The organism is Bacillus cereus group sp. MYBKT14-1 (assembly GCF_051915185.1).
Taxonomy (GTDB): Bacteria; Bacillota; Bacilli; order Bacillales; family Bacillaceae_G; genus Bacillus_A; species Bacillus_A cereus.
Window position 1 is genome coordinate 23304 of the sequence record NZ_JBQAEF010000005.1, and the last position, 25389, is coordinate 48692.

A 25389-nucleotide genomic window follows, 5' to 3' on the forward strand; every position below is an offset into this window, starting at 1 on the left:
CAATTCATCAATCAAGAGGAGTGATTTCACTTCTCTTTTTATTTTGAGGAGATGATCAGTGTGAAACGAATAGTAGACCAAGTAATTTATGAAAAGCATGTTAGCCAAGAAAATAAAAACCTAGTCAAAGATTTTCTCATTGAAAAGAAATCGCAAGGGAAAGCGGCAAGCACGTTACAGCAATACAATTGGGATTTGCGAATCATTTTGTTTCTAATACATCAACACTTTGAAAATAAAAATCTGGTTGAATTAACACGTAAAGACATTCGAAACTTATCTATTATTTTTCAAGAGATGAGAATGTCTAATGCGCGTGTAAATGGATTGATGAGCGCTTTACGTTCAGCACTTGAGTTTTGTGCGGATGATGATGACTATGATTATGAATTTAATGTAGGTTCACGGGTACGTGGTTTACCTAAGAGTCCAGTTAGAGAAATCACTTTTATAACAGAAGAACAAATTGTGTGGTTAATTGATGAACTAATAGCAAAAGAAAGATATATGTTAGCTACGTATTTGGCGCTATCGTATTACAGTGCAGCTAGAAAAAATGAAGTTTATCAAGTTCAAAAAGAAGGACTGACAGAACAATATTATACAAATGTGGTTTGAGGGAAGCGCGGTAAAAAGTTTAGATTATATTACAATCACCGGGTGCAGAAATGCATCCGTTTATATATAAATCAGCGAGGTAAGGATACTATTCCAGATTTGTTTGTGCGTGTTTATAAGAATGGTGAGAGAAAAAGATTGAACAAGAGTGTATTTAATTATTGGTGCGACATATTTGCTAAGATGCTGAACGAAAAGGAAGGGAAGGAATTCAAAATGAATCCTCACTGTTTCCGACATAGCAGATTAGATAATTTGAAAGTACAAGGAGTACCACTTGAAAAACTAAAATCACTTGCTAACCATTCTGATATTTCCACAACTGAATCTTATTTAAAAGATAGAAGTGAGGAAGATATTGCAGAGATATTTGGAATGGACCCAAGTTACTTTGCAGCTTAAAAAGGAGAGGAAAAGATGGATCGTATTGATGTATTATTGAAAACATTTATAGCTACGTTTGGTGGCTTCTGTGGGTATTTTTTGGGAGGATGGGATGCAACATTGAAAGTCTTGGTGACGATGGCAGTTATTGATTATTTAACTGGCATGATTGCAGCAGGTTATAACGGAGAATTAAAAAGTAAAGTTGGTTTCAAAGGCATCGCCAAAAAGGTGGTGCTTTTTATTTTGGTCGGTGCGGCCGCCCAGCTCGATACAGTACTTGGGAGTAACAATGCAATTCGTGAAGCGACAATCTTTTTCTTCATGGGTAATGAATTGCTTTCACTTTTAGAAAACGCTGGACGAATGGGTATCCCACTCCCACAACCATTAACAAATGCAGTTGAAATTTTAGGTGGCAAACAAAAACAAGAAGAGAAAAAAGGAGATGTTCAATAATGGGTTACACTGTAGATATTTCAAAATGGAATGGTGATATTAATTGGCCTGTGGCAAAACAATACATTGATTTCATCATCGCTCGTGTACAAGATGGTTCAAATTATGCAGATCCATTATATAAGGGATATGTACAATCCATGAAACAACATGGCATTCCTTTTGGTAACTATGCATTCTGTCGTTTCGTTTCTGAGAATGACGCACGTGTAGAAGCTCGAGACTTCTGGAATCGCGGAGATAAGAGTGCGACAGTCTGGGTGGCTGATGTAGAAGTGAAAACAATGGATGATATGCGAGCAGGTACACAGGCTTTTATCGATGAATTACGTAGATTAGGTGCTAAGAAAGTTGGTTTATATGTTGGTCATCATATGTATGCACCATTCGGAATGGCAAATGTAAAATCTGACTTTGTATGGATTCCTCGTTATGGCGGGAATAGACCAGCTTATCCATGTGATATCTGGCAGTACACTGAAACAGGAAATGTACCTGGTATTGGAAAGTGTGATTTGAATGAATTAATTGGAAGCAAGTCGTTAGATTGGTTTACAAATAAATCGTATAAAGAAGAAGGAGTGGAGATTATCGTGAACAAACATAATAAGGTGGTTACTTATGAATTTGGTGTAAATTTAGTTCCTGAAATGATTCAAATGATGGATAAGCTTGGATACACTTCAAAAATTGTTTCTCGTGGAGATCGTCAAGGGCTTGTTTATTTTGAGTCGGATTATCGTCAAGGCAGCGAGTTAGATAAAGCAACAGCATGGTTAGATGCTAAAGGATTAAAGTATTACTATACAAAAGAATAATTTTAATTAATAGAAATAAGAGCCGTCCTGTTGGGCGGCCTTTTTATCTTTGGAGAATTATACATTTTTTCATACAAGGAGTATATTGTTATATAGAATTTGTAATATAATGTATAATAGATTCACTAATATTTCTTCATATAAAGTATTAGTAATTTAAGAGGATACGAAAGGAGATTTCACATGTTTAATACTATAATTTCAGAAAGAGTGTACGATGGGGAAAGAGAAGCTTACAGGGTATTAAAGGAATTAGGCCATGGGGGATTTGGTCAGGTTTTTCAAATTCAAAATGAAAAGGATGGTAGTTTTTGGGCATTGAAAACCTTAAACTCTAATGCCTCAAGTGAGGAATACATGAAAGGTTTTAAAAATGAAAGTGAGATGGCATTAAAAGTTTCGCATAAAAATGCTATACGCTACAAATATATACATGATGGGAGTGTATATCAAGAATTACCACCTTATATTATTATGGAATTGGCTGAGAAAGGAAGTTTGCAAGATTTAGTGAATCAATGTATTCAATCAAAGGAATTTTTTACAGTTGAGCATTTACACGCAATGTTTAATCAATTGATTGACGGTATGGAACACATTAACAATCATTTAATACATAGAGATATAAAACCAGACAATATCCTAATAAAGGAGGGAAAGTTAATTATCACCGATTTCGGTTTAGCGAAGATAGTTGATGCTACAACACGAAATAGACAACAAACTTTTAAGGGATATGGAACATTTGAATACCTTTCTCCAGAAGCCTGGCGAACTGATAAGAACACAATTCAAATGGATATTTACGCAATGGGAATGACTTTTTATAAGATGGCAACATTAAACAATGCATTTAATTTACCGGAAAATGCTAGTATGGAGGAATGGGCACAGAAACATTTATATGTATCTCCAATCCATCCGCATATTGTGAATTCATCATTAACAATGGGAATTTCACAAGTAATCATGAAAATGATTGAAAAATCTACCAAAAGAAGGTATAAAACTTGGGAAGAGATTCGTGACGATTTGAGTAAAGACAATTTACCTAAGTCAAACCATGATGAACAAATTAATCAAATGATTAAAATAGCTATGGAAAAAACACAGATTAGAAGTAGTGAGGCCCAAGCGGCGGAAAAAGAAAAACAAGAGAAATTAGAAAAAGAAAACTTAATACATAGTCAGTTTGAAAATGAAATATATACTCCAATAAAAGAATTTGTTAATAGATTTAACGAGAAATACATTGACGGTGAAATTAAGGTGTCAGAAATAAAAAATCATCGAACACGACTTGGAGCTTATTTGTATTATTCAACCGATTCAATGATAGAAATTTACATCGAACTATTATCAGATAGTGATTTCATCAGAAATGTACCATCGGATTTTGGAAGGGGATCTGTAAAAAAAGTTGTAAGACCTGTTCTTCCAATTGGTAATAAAAAGATTTTGGCGTGGGGGCATATCAAAAATAAAAATAAGATTGGTTACAATCTATTATTAGTTGAAAGCGAAGATGATTTGTATGGAGAATGGGTACTCCTTTTCAATAGGCCTTCTGGAGCCGGAAGTTCAGAACATAATCGTCCTCATCAATTTGTTTTTGAGTTATCTGAATTAGAAAGGGAAGTACATCTTGTAAATGCTCTGCATGTATATCAAACGGATGTCTTACCATATGAAGATGTTTATATCCAAACCTTTATTCAAAATAATATTTAGGAATGAAGAGTTTGAAATTAGAATTATTAAAATGAAAATTACTTCAATAAGATAACAAACAAGCCAATCCTAGGTGGAATTGGCTTGTTTGTTATCTTATGTGTAATTTTAATTCGAAATTTTTCACAGAAAATGAAAGTGAATGAAGAGAAGTTAAAAAATATGAAGAGCTTACGCAGATTTATAAACAAAAGTATGACGAAAAAGTACCAATTATTCATTTCTTTACAGTTACCGAATACAGAGAAAAGAAATTAGAGGGCTTAGCAGCTAGTATGATATTTTTATGAGGGTTTATAATAGAGGAAATATAAAAAAGTGCTAACAAGTTTGCAAACGAACTTGCTAACACCTATACAGAATAGACATAAATTATCGCCGATATGTCGTCTTTGAAAATAGCTTTAATCTGTTACATCATACTTATACGAAATGCTCATAAAAACAGTCTTAATATCAAGAATATAATCATCCAGATATTCCTTTACTTTTAAGACGAAAACGAGGCATGATATTGATTTCTACCCCAGAGTTTGCGTCAAATAATAAAAAAATACGGTTTGTAAAACTAAAAATACAACAAGCTACAACCGGCATGAAATGGATTAAGATATTTAGAAATTTAAAAGATGATTTTCAAATAGGGGGAGAGGTGGATTTAGACCATATTCTCCAATATCCGAAAGATTATATTGTAGGAGAAAATAAAAGGGTGTTATTTCCATACAATGAGAGAATTTATAAAGTTCAAGGTACTAAAATAGAACCGGGTATAACAGTAAAGGAAAGAGAGTATTTATTTAAAGAATTTCAGCGTAAATTCTCTTATTTCACAATACTTCCAGAATGTAAAAAGGTAGCAACAAATAACAAAAATGAATTATTTCCTTTATTTGCACCAAAAGGATTAGAGACATTAACATTAGAAGTTTGGTCTGAAAATATAGCGCTGGAAATAGAACAAGCATTACTTGATAGCGAAATTGTTTTGACTAAAGTTGGTGAAAATTCGTATGTATTGAATACAGATTTTCCAGTGTTATTAAAGATTGTGAGATACAATATTGAAAAGGTGTTACAAAATCCATATAAAATGCAATATTGCCAAAAATATAAAACAAATCTTGTAGATGATGTTAAGAAAGCTGTCTATACTACCGCGGGTAAGCGCAGTGATGCGACATTAGCATTAATCGCGATGAAGAATTGTGATGGACGCGAAAAAATTGATCCAAAACAAATCATTAGAGAGGGATTTGCACGAACAAACCGTATTTCAACATTTATTAATTTATTTATAGGAAAAAATGTATCTCGTAAAACAATTGTAAATAGTATTTTTAGTCTATTAGAACAAAAAGGATTTTTGAGGCGTAGTTGGAATAAGATAAATTTACCTTGTACATATGTTAGTTTATCAATTGAACGAATATCGAAATTCGATTTCTTACCTATTTTTTCAAAAATAAAAGGAAAAGAAATTTTATATAAATTATATGGGAGTACAGAGTGGCAAACGATTGATTACGTATTATTAAATATAAATAAACATAATGCATTTTTACCACAACCATCAAAGAGAAATGATATGGGGGCTCTTTTTAAACAATATGTTTTCGAAACATTAATGGAAATTGTACAATATGCAAAAGACCAAAATGAACAAGTTTACTTCATTGTAGATGCAAATTTGAGAAAATATTGGATAAAAGAGTTACAAAATAAAGAAATTAATATAGATATTTTACCTGATATTGTTCCAGAGGTGTTAAAGGTTCCAAATTTAAATATTATTAGAATAAATACAGGTTTTGATGTACCAAGTTACGGTGTAATAGAATCTGATGATGCTCTAGATAGCATTGGCTTATATGCAGATCAAAAAGGGATGTATTATAGCACTGGTGAATATTCACTTAATTGTAGTGGGATTTTTCAGCGATATATACTTGAAATTTTACCATTGGGTGTAAAACCTGTAGAAAGGGATTATATCGCTAAAATGATACATTACATGTGCTGTAATTCTAGTATGCTTTCGAAAAAGAATGTACACATGACATATTCCGTACATATGGAAAAAGTAATGAAGACTTATATTACTGACATAGATGCAAGAGAGTTTAAAGAATTTGATGATGAATTGGATGTAGATGTAGTAAAGGTAGAAAAGAAAGATTCAATTACTCTACTTTAAATACTAGTAAACAAATCCTGCTCGTTATATCGATTAGGATTTGTCATTTTTTTATGTAAATAAGGATATCCTTTGTCAAGTATCTTTTCGTTTACATATTTACTTTATGTGCAGACAGGATTAATATGTTTTTTAGAAATACAAAAACTATATCATATGGAAAAAGATTTTTATTAATTGAAAAAAATTGAAAGGAATGGGGAATTGTGAAGAAATTAGATGTGCTCTTAATGCTATTGAGCGGCCTCTTTCCAATTGCAGGACTTACAAAGCAAATCCCTCTAGAACAATCTATATATATTGGAGGGCTTTTATTTTTTACTAGTTTCGGTAGTTATTTTGCTAAAAAGATGTATTCACGTATATGCAGCTGGATAGCGTATGCGCCATTTATAACATTACTGTTAGTTATTTGGCATCAGGATATTTCAACAAGTTCAATCATAGCAAATGCGAAAATTGCTGCATGTGTCGCGTTAATTCCATGTTTATTCCGTTTTCGTACATATGGACTTACTTTGGGCTTATTCTCATTATGGGCCGCTTTACTATGGGATATAAAAGAAGTACAGTCGTTAGTCATACTTGAACGCATAACGAGTTTAATGACAAGCCATTATGTATATATATTACTATTAATTGGAGGACTTGTATTAGGAGGATTACTTGCGATGTTCATTCACCGCAAAGAGAAAGATAATCAAGAAAATATAAATCTACTTGGACCAAAAAAGAAACGCAAAAGATTATCAATTAAGATTCGACTTCCAAGATTGCCGAAATTAAAGATGAAACTATTTAAGTTTGGTGGGAAAGAATCTAAAAGTAAAATGCCAGAAAAGATCCATGAGTATAAGTACGAAGAACCAGTTGCAACATATGAAATGACAGAGCAAATAGATCCATACAAAGAAAATGCAGTTCAAGGTCAAACAAGGATGGAACGCCGAAGAAATAGGTATAATGCGTAATGAGGTTTAATAACCCCGTAATGACTTATCTTAATATTGATAAATCATTACGGTTTTTTTATGTAATGAAATGAAGGTTGCTAATGTGGGGGGAACAGCATATTTTATAGGTGGGAACCAAAATGAAATAAGGGGAGGATAAAATGCTTATCATTACATATATATCTGCTTGTATATTATTCTTAGTTAGTTTTTTACATGTATATTGGGCTTTCGGAGGTAATTGGGGGACAAATAGTGTTATTCCAACTAAAGCAGGGGAAAAGGCGTTTACACCTCGTGCCGGAATGACATTGGTCATTGCATTATTATTAAGTATGGCAGCAATAATTTTGTTGCAACAAGCAAATATTGTTCATTTTGCAGTTCCTAATGTTATTATTCAAGTCGGTTCCTGGATTTGTATGATCGTCTTTTCTATTAGAGTAATTGGTGAATTTAACTATTTTGGTATCTTTAAACGACAAAAAGATACGCACTTTGCAAGAATGGATACCGGTTTATATATTCCACTTTGTGCATTTTTATCTTTATCTTTCTTATTAGCAATAATTTTGTGAATGAATAATAGTAGTTTCTTTTCTCAAAATATATATATACGTGAGAAATCTAAGAGTAAATAAAAAGGATGTAAGCGCCTTCTTGTCGAAATGTAAATTATTATGAAAGGCGGTGACACTATGAAGTATGTAAAAGTTAGTATGAATGGTGGAAGTGAACATAAATTCTCAATGACTTTAGATCGGTTTGAAGAACTTATTACTACAGAGAATGGGATATTAGAAAATAAATTAGTATGTATTGAAAATGTAATGATTAATCCTACTAATATATCTTCTGTAGTTGAAAAAATTGGTGTACCGGCTAAGTTTATGGAAGCTTAAAATCTTTAGATAAAAAACATCCATTGAGGATGTTTTTTAATTTATAAATATGAAATTGTGCAGTGAAATTTTGAGTAGATTTTTTAGCAATGACTGTGCATATATTAAGTACCTGAACATGGTGCTTAATACATGCACGAAATAATAAGTACAAGCATATATTATGTAGTAGGACAAGATCTTCGTGTCCTACTTAATACTCAGAAAAAACCTCTAATCACATAAGAGCAGCTAATTGCAGGGTGCTCTTATTTTTTATGAAAATCTACTATGAGCCTTATTTTATAGTAGGATGCAATAATAAAGGGCTATTTTGAAATAGTGTTTTTTAGCCTTTAGTTTTAAATTTATCTTTAACGTTAATAAATATTAAAAATAATATGATAGCAGAAATTAAGTTAGATAAGTAGAAATTTTGATGAAACAGTAGTTCAAAGATGACATCGAAAGTAACGAATAAGGCAATAGCAGGTAGTATGCAAATAAATATAAATCTCCAATTTTTTAAGTAATGTTTATAATTTGTAAGTACTTTATCCATAAATATAGCTCCTATATTTTTGTTTTTATATAATTATACATTTAGATACAAGGATTTTCAAAGTAAAAATATTTAGCAATTCAAAAATATAAGGAGAGCTTTTGTTGAAAATCCAGATTGCTTTAGTAATCTGGATTTGACTTTAAAGAACTATACTAAAATGATACACTATAATCTACGTTATTTTTGAAATGAATAGAGGGATTTGTGTGATAGATAAAATTAAAAATGCTGTAGAGGATATGTACGAAGATGAGGCTAAAGATTTACTTCAAAGTATTCTCATACAGTTAAACTTATTAGAAGAAAACTATAGTGAAGATACAATTAAAAATTTGATGGATATTCCGAAACAATTAACAAGTAATCCTACTTATAAAAGGAATGTAAAAGAAAGTACGCACGTACATATTGCTTTTGATGATTCAACGGCTGGTTGCTTAAAATATATGTTAAGTCAAGAAGAATTATTTGAAGAGAGTGTTGTTGCTTTTTCGGAATTTTTTTCAATTGGACCGATATATAGGTTGCATACGAATGAGGGGCAACTAGCAAGACAGGAGTGGTTAATAAATAACTTAACTGCTTATGATAGTTATTTTGAAGAAGAATATTTATCAAGATTTATAGCAACTATAGAAGAACTACATACTATTCCTGTTGAAACACCTATTACAATTTGGAAGGCTGATAATGCACATGAACATGTAGGCCTAAGTTTTGTAATAGCACAATTAAAGGATAAGAAAAACATTCGAGTTATTAATACGTCTGAAGCAAGTAGAGAAATATTAAAACAAGAGTATGATATTCGTGGAACGGGAGAATTACCACCTGAAAGTTTAGCTCTATTCCAAAAAAGTTTTATAAAGTTACCTTATTTAACTGAAGAGAAGCGAATGAAGTTTGAACATGAGTGGGATAGATTATCGAAAAGCATAGAATGTTTAAGAGTGTGGAAAGAAAATGAAGTGCATTTTGTACAAGAAGATTATTTTGATCAATTTATAATTGAATGCGCGAAAAGTGTGGGTGCTGATCGAGAGTTCCTCAAAGCTCCTAGAGTAATTGGTGAAGCACTTGGTCTTGTTGAACAATTGGTTGGAGATACATTCTTAGAATATCGCTTGAAACAATTAATTAAACAAGAAGTATTTGAATTTGAAGGTTCGTTAGATGAAATGCGTTTTTATAGTGTGAAGTTAAGGAAATAATAAACACATTCTATTTTTGAAAGGCTCGTATTTTTAATAATACGAGCTTTTTAAGTTGAATTTGGGCTATACATAAGCTTCCTAGAGAGGGCATATCACATATGAATGATAAAGGTAATGAATGAAAAGAAGGTGATTTGTTAATATGTATAACCAACAAAATTATCCATATGATCAAGCGATGTATTATAATCCACAAAACTACGGGTATGAACCTACAAATGAAGTGAGAGATATTGAACAAGAAGATTACAGACCAGATGATGCGGAGGATGCTCCAACGTCACCACCACCGTCACAAGCGCCATCGTTACCGTCTACATTTGCTTCTCCGGCACAACCAGGCAATATGAAATCATGGATGTGTAACTGTTTAGGAAGATGGGGCTATTTACGTTTACATCGTCCTGGGCCTTTTGGAAGAGATTTATGGTTCTTTCCGACTGAAGTGAGAAGAAACGGAGTATCAGGTTACACTTGGCAGGGTGGTCGTCGTCGTAAAGTAAGTTATCGCTATCAACAAATTAGTAATTTTATGTGCTTCGCATAAAGAGAAGTGGGAGAGTGAAACGATTTTACTTTCTCACTTTTTTATTTTTCAATATACGAAGTAAGATTTTGATTAAAAATTTACAATTTTCACGTTTTTATTAGAGTATAATGCATATGTTGGTTGGTTTTCAAAAACAAATGAGAGTGAGGGAATACAATGTCAATGAAAAACAAAGTTGGGTTAAGCATAGAGGATGGCATTAATTTAGCTTCAGCTCAATTTAAAGAAGATGCGTATGAAATTTATAAAGAATCGCGAAAAAAACAACCTATATTATTTGTAAACCAAGTTGAAATCGGTAAAGAATGGCTCATTACTAGATATGAAGATGCTCTGCCACTTTTAAAAGATAATCGTTTAAAAAAAGATTGGACAAATGTATTTTCTCAAGATACAAAGAACATGTATCTTTCCGTTGATAATAGTGACCACTTAACAACACATATGCTAAATTCAGATCCACCTAACCACAGTCGTTTACGATCTTTAGTTCAAAAAGCTTTTACACCGAAGATGATTGCACAATTAGACGGAAGAATTCAGAGAATAGCAGATGATTTGATAAGTAATATAGAGCGAAAAGGTACATTAAATCTTGTGGATGATTATTCATTTCCATTACCAATTATTGTAATAAGTGAGATGCTCGGTATTCCAAAAGAAGATCAAGCGAAATTTAGAATTTGGTCTCATGCTGTTATTGCATCACCAGAAACACCTGAAGAAATAAAAGAGACCGAAAAACAACTATCTGAGTTTATTACATATCTTCAATATTTAGTTGATATTAAAAGAAAAGAGCCAAAAGAAGACTTGGTGAGTGCTTTAATACTTGCAGAGAGTGAAGGGCATAAACTTAGCGCTCGGGAACTATATTCAATGATAATGCTATTAATTGTCGCAGGACATGAGACGACAGTGAATTTAATTACAAATACGGTATTAGCACTTCTTGAAAATCCAAATCAATTACAGTTATTAAAAGATAATCCCAAACTAATTGATTCGGCTATTGAGGAAGGATTGCGTTATTATTCTCCAGTTGAGGTTACAACTGCAAGATGGGCAGCGGAACCTTTTCAAATTCACCATCAAACAATACAGAAAGGAGATATGGTTATTATTGCATTGGCTTCAGCGAACCGTGATGAAACAGTATTTGAAAATCCAGAAATATTTGATATTACACGGGAGAACAACCGTCACATTGCCTTTGGTCATGGTAGTCATTTCTGCTTAGGAGCTCCACTTGCGAGGTTAGAAGCAAAGATTGCTATTACTACTTTGTTTAATCGAATGCCTGAACTACAAATAAAAGGGAATCGTGAAGAAATTAAATGGCAAGGTAACTATTTAATGCGTTCTTTAGAGGAATTACCTTTAACTTTCTAGAATAGTTAAAAGGAGACATGCATACATCGAAAATGATTTACATAGAGTATGTATGTGTTATTTAAATTCGAAACGGAAGGGTGAAGACATCCCAATGATCAACTAATTCTATTTGTAAGAGATCTTCGTTAAAAAACGAAATATTCTTCTGAATAGGGTTAGTCTGTACATTTATAGAAAAGGGATGTATTTCGCTCTGCGAATATATAGTCTTTTTATATGATTTGTGCTGCCTCCTGTTCAGAACATGAAATAGGAGGCTTTTTTATGTCGACAAATGTAGTAACGAAACAAAACAATGGGGTATCACAAGTATTAAAAAATCGGTTTGTACAAGGGATTTTAGCATCAGCATTATTTTTACAAATAGGAATATGGGTTCGAAACTTTGCGGTATTACTATATGTAATGGAAATGACAAAAGGTGATGCTTTTGCTATTTCTATGATTTCAGTTGCTGAATTCGCTCCAATTTTTATTTTTTCATTTATTGGCGGTACCTTTGCTGATAGGTGGAAGCCAAAGAAGACAATGATATGGTGTGAAACGTTAAGTTCCATTTCAGTATTCGCTGTATTAATTACGCTTATGTTTGGAACGTGGAAAATTGTGTTTTTTGTGACACTCATCTCTGCAATCCTTTCACAGTTTTCACAACCATCTGGAATGAAGTTGTTTAAACAACATTTATCAACGGAACAAATTCAACTAGCGATGTCTATATATCAAACGATATTTGCAATATTTATGGTATTAGGACCAATTCTAGGGACATTTATCTTTCATAGTTTTGGAATTTATATTTCAATCATCATAACAGGTATCTCGTTTTTACTTGCGGCAGTTGTATTGTTATTTCTTCCGAAAGATCTTGAAAACGACGTAGAAAAGAAAGATATCACTCTGCTGCAGGAGATGAAGGATGGTATTAAGTATGTCAAAAAGAAAAAAGCATTAACTTTGCTAGGGCTTTGCTTTATGGCTGCAGGACTAGGTATAGGATTAATTCAACCATTAGGTATATTTATTGTGACTGAGCAGCTAGGATTATCAAAAGAGAGTTTACAGTGGCTACTAACAGTAAATGGTGCGGGAATGATTGTTGGCGGAGCATTAGCAATGGTATTTGCGAAAAACGTTGCTCCGCAAAAGATGTTAATTATCGGTATGCTTGGTCAAGCAATTGGTATTGGCATTATAGGATATTCTACAAATTTATGGGTGACACTTACAGCTCAGCTTTTTAGTGGCTTAGCTCTTCCTTGTATCCAAATTGGTATTAATACGCTTATTATTCAAAATAGCGATACCGATTTTATAGGTCGTGTAAATGGTATTTTAAGTCCGCTATTTACCGGTTCAATGGTAGTAACGATGAGTATAGCTGGCTCATTAAAAGAGATGTTTTCATTAAGTATGATGTATGAAGGGACGGCTTTACTTTTTATAATTGGATTATTGTTTATTTTACCTATATACAATTTAAAGCCAGTAATAGCGGTAGAAAGTGAAATAAGTGGTAAAGGAAGTGCTGTACAAAATGAATCCTAATCCAAATATTAAATACCCTATTGAAGGAAATCAAAACGTTCAATTTATAAAAAATACAATAACAAAACCTAATATACTTGTTGGTGACTATTCTTATTATGATGCGAAAGATGGAGAAACATTTGAAAATCGAGTATTACATCATTATGAATTTCTTGGGGATCGCCTTACTATTGGAAAGTTTTGTTGTATTGCATCTGGAGTTAACTTTATTATGAACGGAGCGAATCATCGGATGGATGGATTTTCGGCATATCCATTTAATATCTTTGGAAATGGGTGGGAGAAGTATACACCTAGTTTGTCTGATTTACCTTACAAAGGCGATACAGTTATAGGAAGTGACGTTTGGATTGGTATGGACACAACTATTATGCCCGGAATAAAAATAGGAGATGGTGCAATCATTGCAGCTAAATCTGTTGTGACTAGAGACGTCGCACCATATACAATTGTTGGTGGAAATCCAGCAAATAAAATAAAAGAGAGATTTTCAAATGAAATAATAGAAGAATTATTACAAATTCAATGGTGGCATTTTGACATTGAAAAAATAACTGAAAATATAGATGTGATTGTACGAGGAGATATTGAACCATTAAGAAAGCTAAAAAGGTAATAAAAAATGCATGACAAAGAGTATCATACCTCCGAATTTTGTTAATGATAATAGAACAAGGAGGTGTGATACTATGGCACAAGACGTTTTATGTGAAGTAAATAACTGTAAATTTTGGGCGAACGGTAATAAATGTAGTGCAGAGGCAATTTACGTAGTAAGTCATAAAGGTAAACATGCATCTACAACGGAAGAAACAGATTGCAAAACTTTCGATCCAGAAGTATAAATGTTTGAAGGGTAGCCAAATCGTGGTTGCCCTTTTATTAATTATAGTATTGATAATAAATATCATTTTCATTCATTGTTTTTAACTTTTCTTGTTATTTTTTCATATTTTTTTCATAAGTGATGTAATCCAACTCAATTCATGTTCAATTCGTGATTTACTAAATTCAATGACTTCAGTAATAAAAGATGAGGTAACATCTAGAGACTGAATAGCAGTAAGCTGATTATATAGTACGTTTTGACGTACAGTCAAAATCTCTTTTCTATCCTCATAGTCAAGTTTTTCAAATAGCGCAATACGAACAAGAAATTCTGTATTGTTTGTCGCAAGTTTTTCGGGAAACTCTCGTAACATTTCAGAAAAAATTTCTTCTCCTGTTTCTGTTATATCGTACATATTTCGGTTTGGTTTTCCGACTTGTTTATGTATTTTTTTCGTTATAGCACCCATATTTTCAAAGCGCCGAAGGGCAGGATAAAGCATGTTGTGATTTAATTCGAAATTTTCACCTAAACGATTTTGAACATTTTTTTTAATTTCATATCCATGTTTTGGTCCTGTCGTTAATTCTGCTAGTAGTAAAATGTCAACGTACATAAAAATCCCCCTTATATATTTCTCAAGTTCTCTAATGAAAAATCCCCTTTGGTATATGTTAAAATAACATATGATAGTTTATACAACTTTGGACTGCCGACCTATCACTTTTATTGTAAAAGAAAAGGGAGGAAAGAACTATGGCTTCACCTGAAAATGTTATTTTAGTTCATGAAATTTCAAAGCTGAAAACAAAAGAAGAATTATGGAATCCATATGAATGGTATCGTTTGATGAGGGATAATCACCCAGTTCATTATGATGAAGAGCAGGATGTATGGAATGTTTTTTTATATGATGATGTAAATCGTGTTTTATCAGATTATCGCTTATTTTCAAGTAGAAGGGAGCGCAGACAATTCTCAATCCCTCCTTTAGAAACTAGAATAAATATAAACTCTACAGATCCACCAGAACATCGCAATGTACGTTCCATTGTTTCTAAGACATTTACTCCAAGAAGTTTAGAACAGTGGAAACCTCGAATACAGGCTATCGCAGATGAACTTGTACAACATATCGAAAAATGTAGTGAAGTTAATATCGTTGAACAGTTTGCTGCACCTTTACCTGTTACCGTTATTTCCGATTTATTAGGAGTCCCAACAACAGATCGTAAAAAAATGAAAGAATGGTCTGATATTTTATTTATGCCGTATAGTAAAGAAAAGTTTAATGATCTGGATGCCGAGAAAGGGATAGCATTACATGAATTCAAAGCATACCTTCTACCGATTGTTCAGGAAAAGAGATATCATTTAACCGATGATATCATTTCTGATTTAATTCGAGCTGAATATGAAGGCGAAAGATTAACCGATGAAGAAATTGTAACCTTTTCATTAGGTTTACTAGCGGCTGGGAATGAAACCACTACAAATTTAATTATTAATAGCTTTTATTGCTTTTTAGTAGATTCACCTGGAATTTATGAAGAGTTAAGAAAAGAACCTAACTTAATTTTAAAAGCGATTGAGGAAGTATTACGCTATCGCTTTCCTGTTACATTGGCCCGGAGGATTACAGAGGATACAAATATATTTGGTCCTTTCATGAAAAAGAATCAGATGATTGTTGCGTGGGTTAGTGCAGCGAATTTAGACGAGAAAAAATTTTCACAAGCCTCTCAATTTAATGTACATCGAACAGGAAATGAAAAGCATTTAACCTTTGGGAAAGGTCCTCACTTTTGCTTAGGAGCACCACTTGCACGTTTAGAAGCTGAGATTGCATTAACTACCTTTATAAATGCTTTTGAAAAAATAGAGCTATCTCCATCTTTCTGTTTAGAAAAATGTATATTGGAAAATGAACAAACATTAAAATACTTACCTATTCGATTGAAAGCCAAATAAAAATCTTAACAAGGTGCATACATTTGCATCTTGTTTTTTTGTTTCTCAATTGTGAGTTTTCGGTAATTACCTTAATATGGAATTGTATAAAACGTAGAGGAGGATTCTTATGTTGACTTGTAATGGAAGTAAATCATTTCAAAAGTTTATTAAAGGTGTTACAAATCTTATGGAAAACGGTTTATTTGAAGAAGAAATAGTGTGTGGCATTGAAAAGTTACTAGAAGAACTTTTAGAAAAGAAAACATGGCTTCCGTTAGATAAACAGAAGGCCAATTTGACTCAATATGCACGACATTTATTGTATGAAGATCCGCTCAAACGTTTTGAAGTACTAGCTCTCGTATGGAAAGATGGACAATCTACACCTTTACATGACCATGACGGCACATGGGGAGTAGAAGGCGTTTTTTCAGGAAGGATTATGGTGAAGAACTTTATACAAACGAAACAACTTGGAAATTCACTTGTTTATTTAACACATACAGGAAATCTTTATTTGGGAGAAGGAGAAACAGATAAAGTAATTCCACCAGCGGATTGTCATATTCTTGAAATTAGTAAAAATGAAAGCGTTATTACGATTCATGTCTATGGAAAACGGCTAGAAAAGTTTAAAGTATATATCCCAACTGAAGAAAAAAATGTGTACATGTGTGAGACAAAATACATTAGTTATAATTCATAGTTTAAAATCCAAAGCTTTTTTAAAAAGAAAAGCTTTGGATTTTATTTTTAATTATTTCTTGACCTGAAACGCTTTTCATAAATTATAAATAAGAAGTACCTCACGAGGATTGTATGAAAACGATACCTAATAATTAATTAGAACTCGTGTATTTATAGAAAGTGGTGAAGAAATAATGAAATTAATCGCAATTGATTTAGATGGAACTCTTCTTTCGGGGAATAAAATGATAAGTAAAGAAAATGCAGAAGCAATTCGAACATGTCAAGAAGCTGGCCATGTTGTAGCAATTTGTACAGGACGTTCTATTGTTGACATTGAGCGATTATTGTTAGAAGTTAATTTAGAGTGTCCAATCATTGCGGAAAATGGGGCTCTTATATATAAAGATAAAAAAATGATGAAGAGATATCCAATTCAAAATATGCAGGCACTTGAAATTGTAGAATATCTTGAAGAGAATGGTTTATATTATCAGCTTTATACTGATAAAGGTGTGTATGTACCGGATTATGGAGTAGAGAGTGTACGTAATGAAATTGAGTATGTGAAGAATTCAAAAGAAAATTTCGACTTGAAAGAGTTAGAAACAATCGCAGCATTATATCTTGAGCATACAGCGTTTCATAGTGCGGAAAGTTGTAAACCAATTGTAGAAACAGATATACATGTGCATAAACTATTACCATTTTCTTATGATATTGAGAAATTAAAAAAACTAAAAGAAACATTTCTTCATAATACAGATTTAGCAATTACATCTTCATATTGGCACAATTTAGAGATTAATCATCGAGATGCTCAAAAAGGGAATGGATTATATACTTTAGCAGAACATCTTAATATTCCGGTTGAAAATACTGTAGCGATAGGTGATGGCCTAAACGATGTTTCTATGATGGAAAAAGCGAACATATCAATTGCAATGGGGAATGCAGTAGAAGAAATAAAAGCAATGTGTAAATACGAAACGTTATCAAATGAAGAACATGGTGTGGCACATGCTTTATATAAATATGTAATGTAAATAAAAAAGAAAAAAGAATCCATTTGGATTCTTTTTTATTAGGGGTAAGGTATTCTATGAGATTCATAGAAGCCTTATTACATTTTATTATATAGAATATATTGGAATAAATGTTTATATTTTTCATAAAAATTGTGAATATTTTATGAACTTTATACTTATTGCATGTTTATACCGCTATTAGTAACGTGTATGACTCTCGAGTAAAAATTCAGTGAATGTAAGAAGGAATTCAAGTTATCTAGATAATAAGTGAGGAATCAACGAAATATATACTAATTAAAGGTATATTCAGTATATATATTCTTTTCTTGTTTTAATTGAAAAATAAAATTTGTTCGAATAATTATTCTACAGCTATATACCTACACTAGCTTTCTTCGTATAATGGAGAAGTATGAATTTTACATTTGTATTAATTTTACATATTGAGGTGAAAAAGGAATGAATTCGCGGCTAATGGAACTTATTGATGTGAGTACAATAGAAACCATGGCAGAACAATTTTATAAATTAACTAACATATCACATCAACTTCTTGATGCTGAAAAAGAGTGTGTTTTTTCATTCGGAATGAATGAGATAAAAAAGAGTAAACTTCCAAAGATTGAAATCCCCATTTTCTTATACAATCAACATTTAGGATCTTTTGTTGTATGGTCCAAAAAAAGTGAAATTTTCAGTTGTCAAAAATACTTTGAAATGCTCTCAAGTTTAATTTTAGATGGTGCAATAAAAGTATTTCAAAGTAAAAATACAACGTTGCTTTCTCGGAAAGAAGAGGAACTACATACGATTTTACAAAACATGCCTGTTATGGTCGATGCGCTTGATTATAATGGAGATTTTGTTTTGTGGAATCGAGAATGCGAAATTGTAACAGGTTATACCGCTGAAGAAATAATTGGAAATCCCAATGCACTGCAATTATTGTATCCTGATCATAATTATCGCCATCAAATACAAAAGAAATTTTTAACTTGTGGAAAAAATTTCAGAGATTGGGAAATGCACTTAACATGTAAAAATGGTGAAATCAAAACAATAATGTGGTCGAATATATCAGAACAGTTTCCTGTAACAGGATATAGTTATTGGGCTGTTGGTGTAGATATTACACATTTAAAAGCGATAGAAGAGCAGTTAAAACAACAAACATCTGAACTGGAATTAATTTTTAAAGCTTTACCAGATTTATGTTTCTTAACAGAAGATGATGGCACAATTATAGATTACAAGGCAGGATCTCCTACAAAGTTTTACGTACCCGCAGAAGCTTTTATGGGAAAAAAGTTTTACGAAGTATTACCAACGTCAGTAGCACAGCAGTTTCAGGAAGCCATTAATCAAGTGAAGGAAAAAGGAACGAATGTAATTGTAGAATATCCACTCACACTTAATGGAAGTATTGATTTCTTTGAGGCTAGGTGCTTACCATTATTACATGATAAAATTATGATTATTGTACGCGACATTACAGAGCGAAAAAAAACAGAAGAATTGCTAAATAAATCAGATACGCTTGCAGCAATTGGTCAATTAGCAGCTGGCGTGGCTCATGAAGTAAGAAATCCTTTAACTGTAATTAAAGGTTTTATACAGTTATTTCAAATTAATAAAGAAGATCAAGAAAAATATTTTGATATTATGCTTTCTGAAATTGAAAGGATAGAAGCAATCCTGCAAGAATTTCTATCAATCGCTAAAACAGATGAGATAAATACAGAAAAGAAAAATATTTATCGAATTTTTAAAAATGTCGTATCGTTAATGAATACAAAAGCAATTATGAAAAATATTCAAGTTGAACTATTTACGGATGACAAAGATATAATTATTGAATGCTCAGAAAATCAATTGAAACAAGTATTTATTAATATTTTGCAAAATTCAATCGAAGCTATGCCAAATGGTGGGGAAATTTCAATTCACATAAAAGAAATAAATGATGATGGTGTCATCATTCATGTAATAGATGAAGGAATAGGAATACCTGAAGAAAGAATTAAGAGATTAGGTGAACCTTTTTATAGTACGAAAGAAAAAGGGACTGGTATTGGATTAATGTTAAGTTATAAAATTATTGAAAGTCATCGAGGGACAATTAGTATCATGAGCGAGGTTGGTGTCGGGACAACAGTAACTATTTACTTACCGAAAGTACTAAGTAAACAATCTCTTTCTAATTGTGACGACAAATGTATAGCAATACGCACTAGTAGTAATTCTTAAATCAATTAATACCCAATAACAAAGCGATTAGTGAAAACTAAGCTTTTTGTTATTGGGTATTTTTTATATTTAATTTAGTAAACTTTACCTTTTCTTTACCTTTGTTTTAATTTCTATTAAGTTTTAAACATTATATTAATATTTGTACAAAGCAATGTATAGAAATTGTACATTACTTTTAATATAGAAATGTGATTATTATTTAAAATATTGTAAGGAGGAGATTATGACAAGGTGAAAAAGCAAGAGAAGAAAAGTGGTAGAGTAGTACCTCTCCGGTTAAATATTTTATTCCTTTGTGTATTTTTATTATTTTCTGGCATTATTATTCAGTTAGGGAAAGTGCAAATTTTTGATGGAGAAACATATAAAAATGAAGTAGAGAAGAGAGAAAATGCAACCGTGGGCCTTTCTGTACCACGTGGGAAAATATTTGATCGTGAAGGAAATCCAGTAGTTGATAATAAGTCTTTACGTACGATTACATATACAAAGGTGAAAGGTGTAAAACAAGAAGAAATATTAAAATCAGCAAGACAACTTGCAGATATTATTGAAATGCCACAAGAAGATATAGATAAGTTAACTGAGACTGATAAGAAAGACTTTTGGATGCAATTAAATCCAGAACTTGCTCAAGACTTAGTATCAAAAACAGAAATAGATAAGTTCCGAGATAAGGATATTACCGGAAAAGAGCTAGACAAAAAAATAGAAGATTTAAAAAGGAAACGCGTTACAGATAAAAATCTTCAAGAACTAACGGCTAAAGATATAGAAGTGTTAGCTATTAAAAGTAAAATGACCTCAGGTTTTCAAATGGCACCTCAAATTATTAAAAAGGACGTTAGTGAACAGGAATATGCGGTGATTAGTGAAAATTTAGCGAACCTTCCAGGAGTAGACGCATCAGTTGATTGGGAGAGAATCTATGTAAATGATGGATTATTCCGTTCTGTCCTTGGTAACGTTTCAAATGCTGATGAAGGATTGCCACGTGAACGATTAGATTATTATTTAGTGCGTGATTATAGCCGAAATGATAGGGTCGGCAAAAGTTATATCGAACAGCAATACGAAGATGTACTTCATGGTACAAAAAAAGAAGTAAGAAGCATTGCTGATAAACAAGGAAATACTATTAGAACGGAAACGGTTTCGGAAGGGAAAAGCGGTAAAAATTTAACTTTAACAATAGATATGGAATTGCAAAAAAAAGTAGAGGAGAGCATAGAAAAAATATTAAAACAATATAAAGGATCAGAATCAATGTTAGACCGTGCTTTCGTAGTGATGATGAATCCGAAAAATGGCCAAGTATTATCAATGGCTGGGAAAAGGCTTGTAGAAAAAGACGGGAAAATGGAAGTTGAAGATTATGCTTTAGGCACGCTGACAAGTTCATATGAGCTTGGATCAACGGTTAAAGGTGCGACAGTGTTAACAGGGTTTGAAACAAATGCAATAACTCCTGGAACACATTTTTATGATGCACCTATGAAATTTAAAGGAACTAAGGAAAAGAAGTCTTGGAAAAATTTTGGTGATATAGACGATCTAAGAGCGTTACAAGTTTCTTCAAACGTTTATATGTTTAATATAGCATTAAAAATTGCTGGCGTGGGTTATGTGAAAAATAGTTCACTAGATATTAAACAAGAATATTTTGATAAAATGAGGTATTATTTCAGGCAATTTGGACTAGGCGTACAAACTGGTATTGATTTACCAAATGAAACCGCAGGGCAAATTGGAAGAAAAGATAATCAGCCTGGTTTCTTATTAGATTATTCTATTGGACAATATGATACGTATACACCACTTCAGCTTGCACAATATATTTCGACTATCGCAAATGGAGGGTATCGAATGAAACCACAAATTGTTCAAGAAATTAGAGAACAAACCGTTCAAAAAGATGAGGTTGGTAAAGTAGTACAATCAATAGAACCCGTTGTTTTAAATAGAATCGATATGAAACAAGAATATATTAATCAAGTAAAAGAAGGATTTAGAAAAGTATTTCAAGAGGGAGATGGAACGGGAGTAAGAGCATTCCAAAAAGCACCATATAAACCAGCTGGTAAAACAGGGACCGCACAAACTGTATATGGTGGAGAAAATGAAATTGGGCGAAATGCGAAAGGTGATCGTAGAGAATGTTATAACTTAACATTGGCTGGATATGCGCCATATGATGATCCAGAAGTAGCATTTTCTGTTGTAGTACCATGGGTTGAAAATGATAAATCGGGCATTAACTCCGATATTGGAAAAGAAGTTTTAGATGCTTATTTTGATTTGAAAAATAAGAGATTAACTGGTGAAGCGCCAAAAACAGATGCCTCTAAAGAGAATTAAAATGTACGAAACGTCTCTAGCATTCCTGTAAACTAGAGGCGTTTTTATCTGGGAATAGATTAGAAATGAGGTATATATGAAGCTGTTTATTCTAAAATATTGGAGGAACATATGTAGCTACATATTCATTATAATAGGGGTTATTTTTATTAATAAGTCCTTTTTATTTTGTATGGTAGAAGGAATTTCGATGCAACCTACTTTGAATGAAAAAGATTATATACTTGTTAATAAGGTAAACGTCTGTTTATCGTCTTTTCATCATGGAGATGTTGTCATTATAAAAAAAGAAGACGCGCCTACTTACTATGTGAAACGAATTATTGGATTATCGGGGGATAACATACAACTAAAAGAGGATGAGGTATTTATTAACGGTAAAAAGCGTGATGAGTCGTATATACATTTAGATATGTCACAAGTATCCAATCGTTTTTCAAATTTTAGAGAAATAAAAGTTCCTACGCATAAATTATTTGTGTTAGGTGATAATCGTAATCATAGTAAAGATAGTAGGAATACACTTGGACTTATTGATGAATCAAATATAATAGGTAAAGTAGAAATGGTATTTTATCCATTTAATCATATAAAATGGATAAAATAATTCTATTAACGATTCACATTTTATAAAATAAATCATATATTGATAGCATAGGACAAGCAGAAACGCTTGTTCTAACCTCACAGAACACTCCTTATCACGGTTAGGCATCTACATAGGTAGATGCTTTTTTTATGTTGATGACTGAAAATTATTTATCAATATAATGTAGCAAGCATATTAGGACTATTAGGGGAAGATTACTTGTACAAATAACAGTATGCTTAATTAAAACAGTGAAATGTAAGGAGTGAGGAATAAGTGCTAAATATTTTAGTAGTTAATTTTCCAGCAGAGGGGCATGTAAACCCTACATTAAATTTAGTAAAAGCCTTTACTGAACGAGGGGATAACGTACATTATATTACAACGGCAAACTTTAAGGATAGAATTGAAGATTTAGGAGCTACTGTACATACTCATCCGGATCTATTAAAAGAGATTTCTATTGATGCTGAAACCTCATCTGGGTTAAATGCTTTCTTTCATGTGCATGTTCAAACTTCTTTATATATATTAGAAATTACGAAACAATTATATGAAAGTATAAATTTTGATTTCGTAATTTATGATATATTTGGCGCAGGAGAGTTAGTAAAGGAATATTTACAAGTTCCAGGTGTAGTGTCCTCACCTATATTTTTAATTCCGCCAGAATTTTTGAAGACATTACCTTTTCATCCAAATGCAGATATGCCATTTCAACCAGAGGAAATCTCTGAAAAATTACTAAATCAGATGGAACATAAATTTGGAGTAAAACCAAAGAATAATCTTCAATTTATGAATAATAAGGGTGATGTTTGTCTCGTATACACAAGTCGTTATTTCCAACCTAATAGCGAATCGTTCGGGGAAAATAACATTTTTATTGGACCGAGTATTTCAAAGCGTAAAACAAATATAAAATTTCCACTGGAATCACTTAAAGAAAAGAAAGTTATTTATATTTCAATGGGAACACTGCTTGAAGGACTCGAACCATTCTTTAATACTTGTATTGATACTTTTTCAGATTTTGATGGGATAGTTGTAATGGCAATTGGTGATAGAAATGATATTTCTAAAATTAAGGAAGCACCAGATAATTTTATAATTGCTCCATACGTACCTCAATCAGAAATATTAAATGAAGCAGATGTTTTTATTACACATGGCGGTATGAATAGCGTACACGATGCCATTCATTATAATGTCCCATTTGTAATAATACCGCATGATAAAGATCAGCCAATGATAGCGCAAAGATTAACTGAGCTTGAAGCGGCACATAGACTATTGAAAGAACATGTTAATGTACACACTTTAAAAGAGGCCGTAACAGATGTACTTTCAAATGAAAAGTATAAACATGGTATAAGAAAACTTAATGATAGCTTTTTAGAATGTGGTGGTTCAAAAGAAGCCATTGCAGTTATTGAATCTCTTTTAAATAAAGTAAAACTTTAATTGGTGGGGCTTTACTGCCTGCAAATAGCGGGATAATTAGTCGTAACTGTATACAAGCATAGAGGTTCTCACCTTTATGCTTGTGTATTCTTATCCAGCAAATTGTACAGCAGTATTTGCATGTAAAAAAGCAGTATCAAAAACGGGAACAGTAAGATCATTTTGGGAGATGAGTAAAGGTATTTCAGTGCAGCCTAATAATATACCTTCAGCGCCGTTTTGAATTAATGATTTTGTAATTTGTAATAACCTTTTTTTAGATGTTTCTGAAATGATCCCTCTACTTAATTCATCTAATATGACATGGTGGATAAAAGTTCTTTCCTCGTCATTTGGGATAATTGTCTCAATGTTATATTTCGCTAATCGTGATTTATAGAAATCTTGCTCCATCGTTTGTTTTGTTCCTAATAGTCCTATACGTTTTATATTCTGTTCTACCATTTCTTTAGCACTTACATCACCAATGTGGAGAAGCGGGATAGATATTGCTTGTTCTACCTCCTCGGCAAATAGATGTACAGTATTTGAACACATTAATAAACATTCAGCCCCAGATTTTTCAACTTTCTTTGCAACTGTAACTAGTTCATTTTTCACTTCTTCATATTGATGGTTTTGTAATAAAGTAGTTACTTCACCAAAGTCCATACTATATAAAACTAACTTTGCATTTTGATCGTATTGAGAGAGTGTAAGTGTATTAATATGTTTATAGTATAATGATGTAGATTCCCAACTTAATCCTCCAATCAAACCAATAACTTTCATAATGCATTCCTCCCGAAACGATTTTGAATTTATTATTTCATAATTCCGATAAGAATACAATGATTTAAATGATCTATTTAACAAAAAATAAAAATAGTAAGAAAAGTGTTGAATTTTACATTCTTTAGTGCCATAATACGA

At 32.1% G+C, this 25389-nt stretch carries 23 protein-coding genes and 2 pseudogenes; 22 read left to right on the forward strand and 3 right to left on the reverse strand.

The annotated features are described in order from the left end of the window. Window positions 1-60 precede the first annotated feature (60 nt). The 9 genes and pseudogenes from ACTFO4_RS14405 (at window position 61) to ACTFO4_RS14445 (ending at window position 8062) form a co-directional block, all read left to right on the forward strand. Window positions 61-1020 (forward strand): annotated as a pseudogene (locus tag ACTFO4_RS14405) (tyrosine-type recombinase/integrase). A gap of 15 nt (window positions 1021-1035) precedes the next feature. Beyond that, the gene (locus ACTFO4_RS14410) at window positions 1036-1461 is read left to right on the forward strand and encodes a phage holin family protein (RefSeq protein ID WP_000373895.1); all 426 of its coding nucleotides are present in this window, start codon (window positions 1036-1038) and stop codon (window positions 1459-1461) included. Next, window positions 1461-2279, forward strand: a complete 819-nt coding sequence (locus ACTFO4_RS14415) for a GH25 family lysozyme (protein WP_440013805.1) — start codon at window positions 1461-1463, stop codon at window positions 2277-2279. Before ACTFO4_RS14410 ends, ACTFO4_RS14415 begins: the two co-directional genes overlap by 1 nt. Before the next feature lie 183 nt (window positions 2280-2462). Beyond that, a complete protein-coding gene (locus ACTFO4_RS14420; RefSeq protein WP_440013806.1) occupies window positions 2463-4010 on the forward strand; it encodes a serine/threonine-protein kinase in 1548 nt (515 codons plus the stop codon). 123 nt (window positions 4011-4133) lie between these two features. Then, a pseudogene (locus tag ACTFO4_RS14425) lies at window positions 4134-4335 on the forward strand (hypothetical protein); the annotation flags it as partial. Window positions 4336-4524: 189 nt separating this feature from the next. Further along, window positions 4525-6207 (forward strand): RNaseH domain-containing protein, encoded by a 1683-nt coding sequence (locus ACTFO4_RS14430; RefSeq protein WP_440013808.1) that lies wholly within the window; start codon window positions 4525-4527, stop codon window positions 6205-6207. A 206-nt stretch (window positions 6208-6413) separates the two neighbouring features. Then, entirely contained in the window at window positions 6414-7178 is a 765-nt protein-coding gene (locus tag ACTFO4_RS14435) for a DUF3959 family protein (RefSeq protein ID WP_000732187.1), read from the forward strand. A 143-nt stretch (window positions 7179-7321) separates the two neighbouring features. Next, entirely contained in the window at window positions 7322-7738 is a 417-nt protein-coding gene (locus ACTFO4_RS14440) for a DUF3995 domain-containing protein (protein WP_000905568.1), read from the forward strand. Window positions 7739-7858: 120 nt separating this feature from the next. Beyond that, the gene (locus ACTFO4_RS14445; RefSeq protein ID WP_000878369.1) at window positions 7859-8062 is read left to right on the forward strand and encodes a hypothetical protein; all 204 of its coding nucleotides are present in this window, start codon (window positions 7859-7861) and stop codon (window positions 8060-8062) included. A gap of 328 nt (window positions 8063-8390) precedes the next feature. Here ACTFO4_RS14445 and ACTFO4_RS14450 read toward each other — a convergent pair whose 3' ends face one another. Next, window positions 8391-8603 (reverse strand): hypothetical protein, encoded by a 213-nt coding sequence (locus tag ACTFO4_RS14450; RefSeq protein WP_017673484.1) that lies wholly within the window; start codon window positions 8601-8603, stop codon window positions 8391-8393. A 209-nt stretch (window positions 8604-8812) separates the two neighbouring features. Between ACTFO4_RS14450 and ACTFO4_RS14455 the strand changes: the two genes are divergently transcribed. From ACTFO4_RS14455 to ACTFO4_RS14480, 6 genes are all read left to right on the forward strand, one after another. Continuing rightward, complete coding sequence (locus ACTFO4_RS14455; RefSeq protein WP_098584573.1) at window positions 8813-9817, forward strand: DUF1835 domain-containing protein; 1005 nt, start codon at window positions 8813-8815, stop codon at window positions 9815-9817. 145 nt (window positions 9818-9962) lie between these two features. Further along, on the forward strand, window positions 9963-10367 hold the full coding sequence (locus ACTFO4_RS14460) for a hypothetical protein (protein ID WP_000282687.1): 405 nt from the start codon (window positions 9963-9965) through the stop codon (window positions 10365-10367). Window positions 10368-10526: 159 nt separating this feature from the next. Then, window positions 10527-11762 carry a cytochrome P450 family protein gene (locus ACTFO4_RS14465; RefSeq protein WP_000062133.1) on the forward strand — a complete coding sequence of 412 codons (1236 nt, stop codon included), beginning with the start codon at window positions 10527-10529 and terminating at the stop codon, window positions 11760-11762. A 267-nt stretch (window positions 11763-12029) separates the two neighbouring features. Then, window positions 12030-13313 (forward strand): MFS transporter, encoded by a 1284-nt coding sequence (locus ACTFO4_RS14470; RefSeq protein WP_000106396.1) that lies wholly within the window; start codon window positions 12030-12032, stop codon window positions 13311-13313. Next, window positions 13303-13932 carry a Vat family streptogramin A O-acetyltransferase gene (locus ACTFO4_RS14475; RefSeq protein ID WP_440013811.1) on the forward strand — a complete coding sequence of 210 codons (630 nt, stop codon included), beginning with the start codon at window positions 13303-13305 and terminating at the stop codon, window positions 13930-13932. The genes ACTFO4_RS14470 and ACTFO4_RS14475 overlap by 11 nt, the downstream gene beginning before the upstream one ends. A 73-nt stretch (window positions 13933-14005) precedes the next feature. Next, window positions 14006-14161, forward strand: coding sequence for a DUF1540 domain-containing protein (locus tag ACTFO4_RS14480; protein ID WP_000046095.1), 156 nt, complete (start codon window positions 14006-14008; stop codon window positions 14159-14161). 102 nt (window positions 14162-14263) lie between these two features. On the opposite strand, the gene ACTFO4_RS14485 is transcribed toward ACTFO4_RS14480, so the two are convergent. After that, entirely contained in the window at window positions 14264-14761 is a 498-nt protein-coding gene (locus ACTFO4_RS14485) for a PadR family transcriptional regulator (protein ID WP_000289127.1), read from the reverse strand. Between the two features lie 140 nt (window positions 14762-14901). On the opposite strand from ACTFO4_RS14485, the gene ACTFO4_RS14490 reads away from it, so the two are divergent. The 7 genes from ACTFO4_RS14490 to ACTFO4_RS14520 all read left to right on the forward strand — a co-directional run bounded on the left by ACTFO4_RS14490 (window position 14902) and on the right by ACTFO4_RS14520 (window position 24477). Beyond that, on the forward strand, window positions 14902-16116 hold the full coding sequence (locus ACTFO4_RS14490) for a cytochrome P450 (protein WP_326235131.1): 1215 nt from the start codon (window positions 14902-14904) through the stop codon (window positions 16114-16116). 109 nt (window positions 16117-16225) lie between these two features. After that, window positions 16226-16804 (forward strand): cysteine dioxygenase family protein, encoded by a 579-nt coding sequence (locus tag ACTFO4_RS14495; RefSeq protein WP_000954442.1) that lies wholly within the window; start codon window positions 16226-16228, stop codon window positions 16802-16804. A gap of 175 nt (window positions 16805-16979) precedes the next feature. Beyond that, window positions 16980-17831 carry a Cof-type HAD-IIB family hydrolase gene (locus ACTFO4_RS14500; protein WP_000766393.1) on the forward strand — a complete coding sequence of 284 codons (852 nt, stop codon included), beginning with the start codon at window positions 16980-16982 and terminating at the stop codon, window positions 17829-17831. Between the two features lie 444 nt (window positions 17832-18275). Continuing rightward, on the forward strand, window positions 18276-20063 hold the full coding sequence (locus ACTFO4_RS14505; RefSeq protein WP_256627415.1) for an ATP-binding protein: 1788 nt from the start codon (window positions 18276-18278) through the stop codon (window positions 20061-20063). Between the two features lie 234 nt (window positions 20064-20297). After that, window positions 20298-22424: a peptidoglycan D,D-transpeptidase FtsI family protein gene (locus ACTFO4_RS14510; RefSeq protein ID WP_000743775.1), complete on the forward strand. Its 2127-nt coding sequence runs from the start codon at window positions 20298-20300 to the stop codon at window positions 22422-22424. 76 nt (window positions 22425-22500) lie between these two features. Then, window positions 22501-23031, forward strand: a complete 531-nt coding sequence (gene lepB, locus ACTFO4_RS14515; protein ID WP_326235642.1) for a signal peptidase I — start codon at window positions 22501-22503, stop codon at window positions 23029-23031. 258 nt (window positions 23032-23289) lie between these two features. Next, window positions 23290-24477, forward strand: coding sequence for a macrolide family glycosyltransferase (locus ACTFO4_RS14520; protein ID WP_000932155.1), 1188 nt, complete (start codon window positions 23290-23292; stop codon window positions 24475-24477). A 90-nt stretch (window positions 24478-24567) separates the two neighbouring features. Here ACTFO4_RS14520 and ACTFO4_RS14525 read toward each other — a convergent pair whose 3' ends face one another. Continuing rightward, a complete protein-coding gene (locus ACTFO4_RS14525) occupies window positions 24568-25248 on the reverse strand; it encodes an aspartate/glutamate racemase family protein (RefSeq protein ID WP_098770670.1) in 681 nt (226 codons plus the stop codon). Window positions 25249-25389 lie beyond the last annotated feature (141 nt).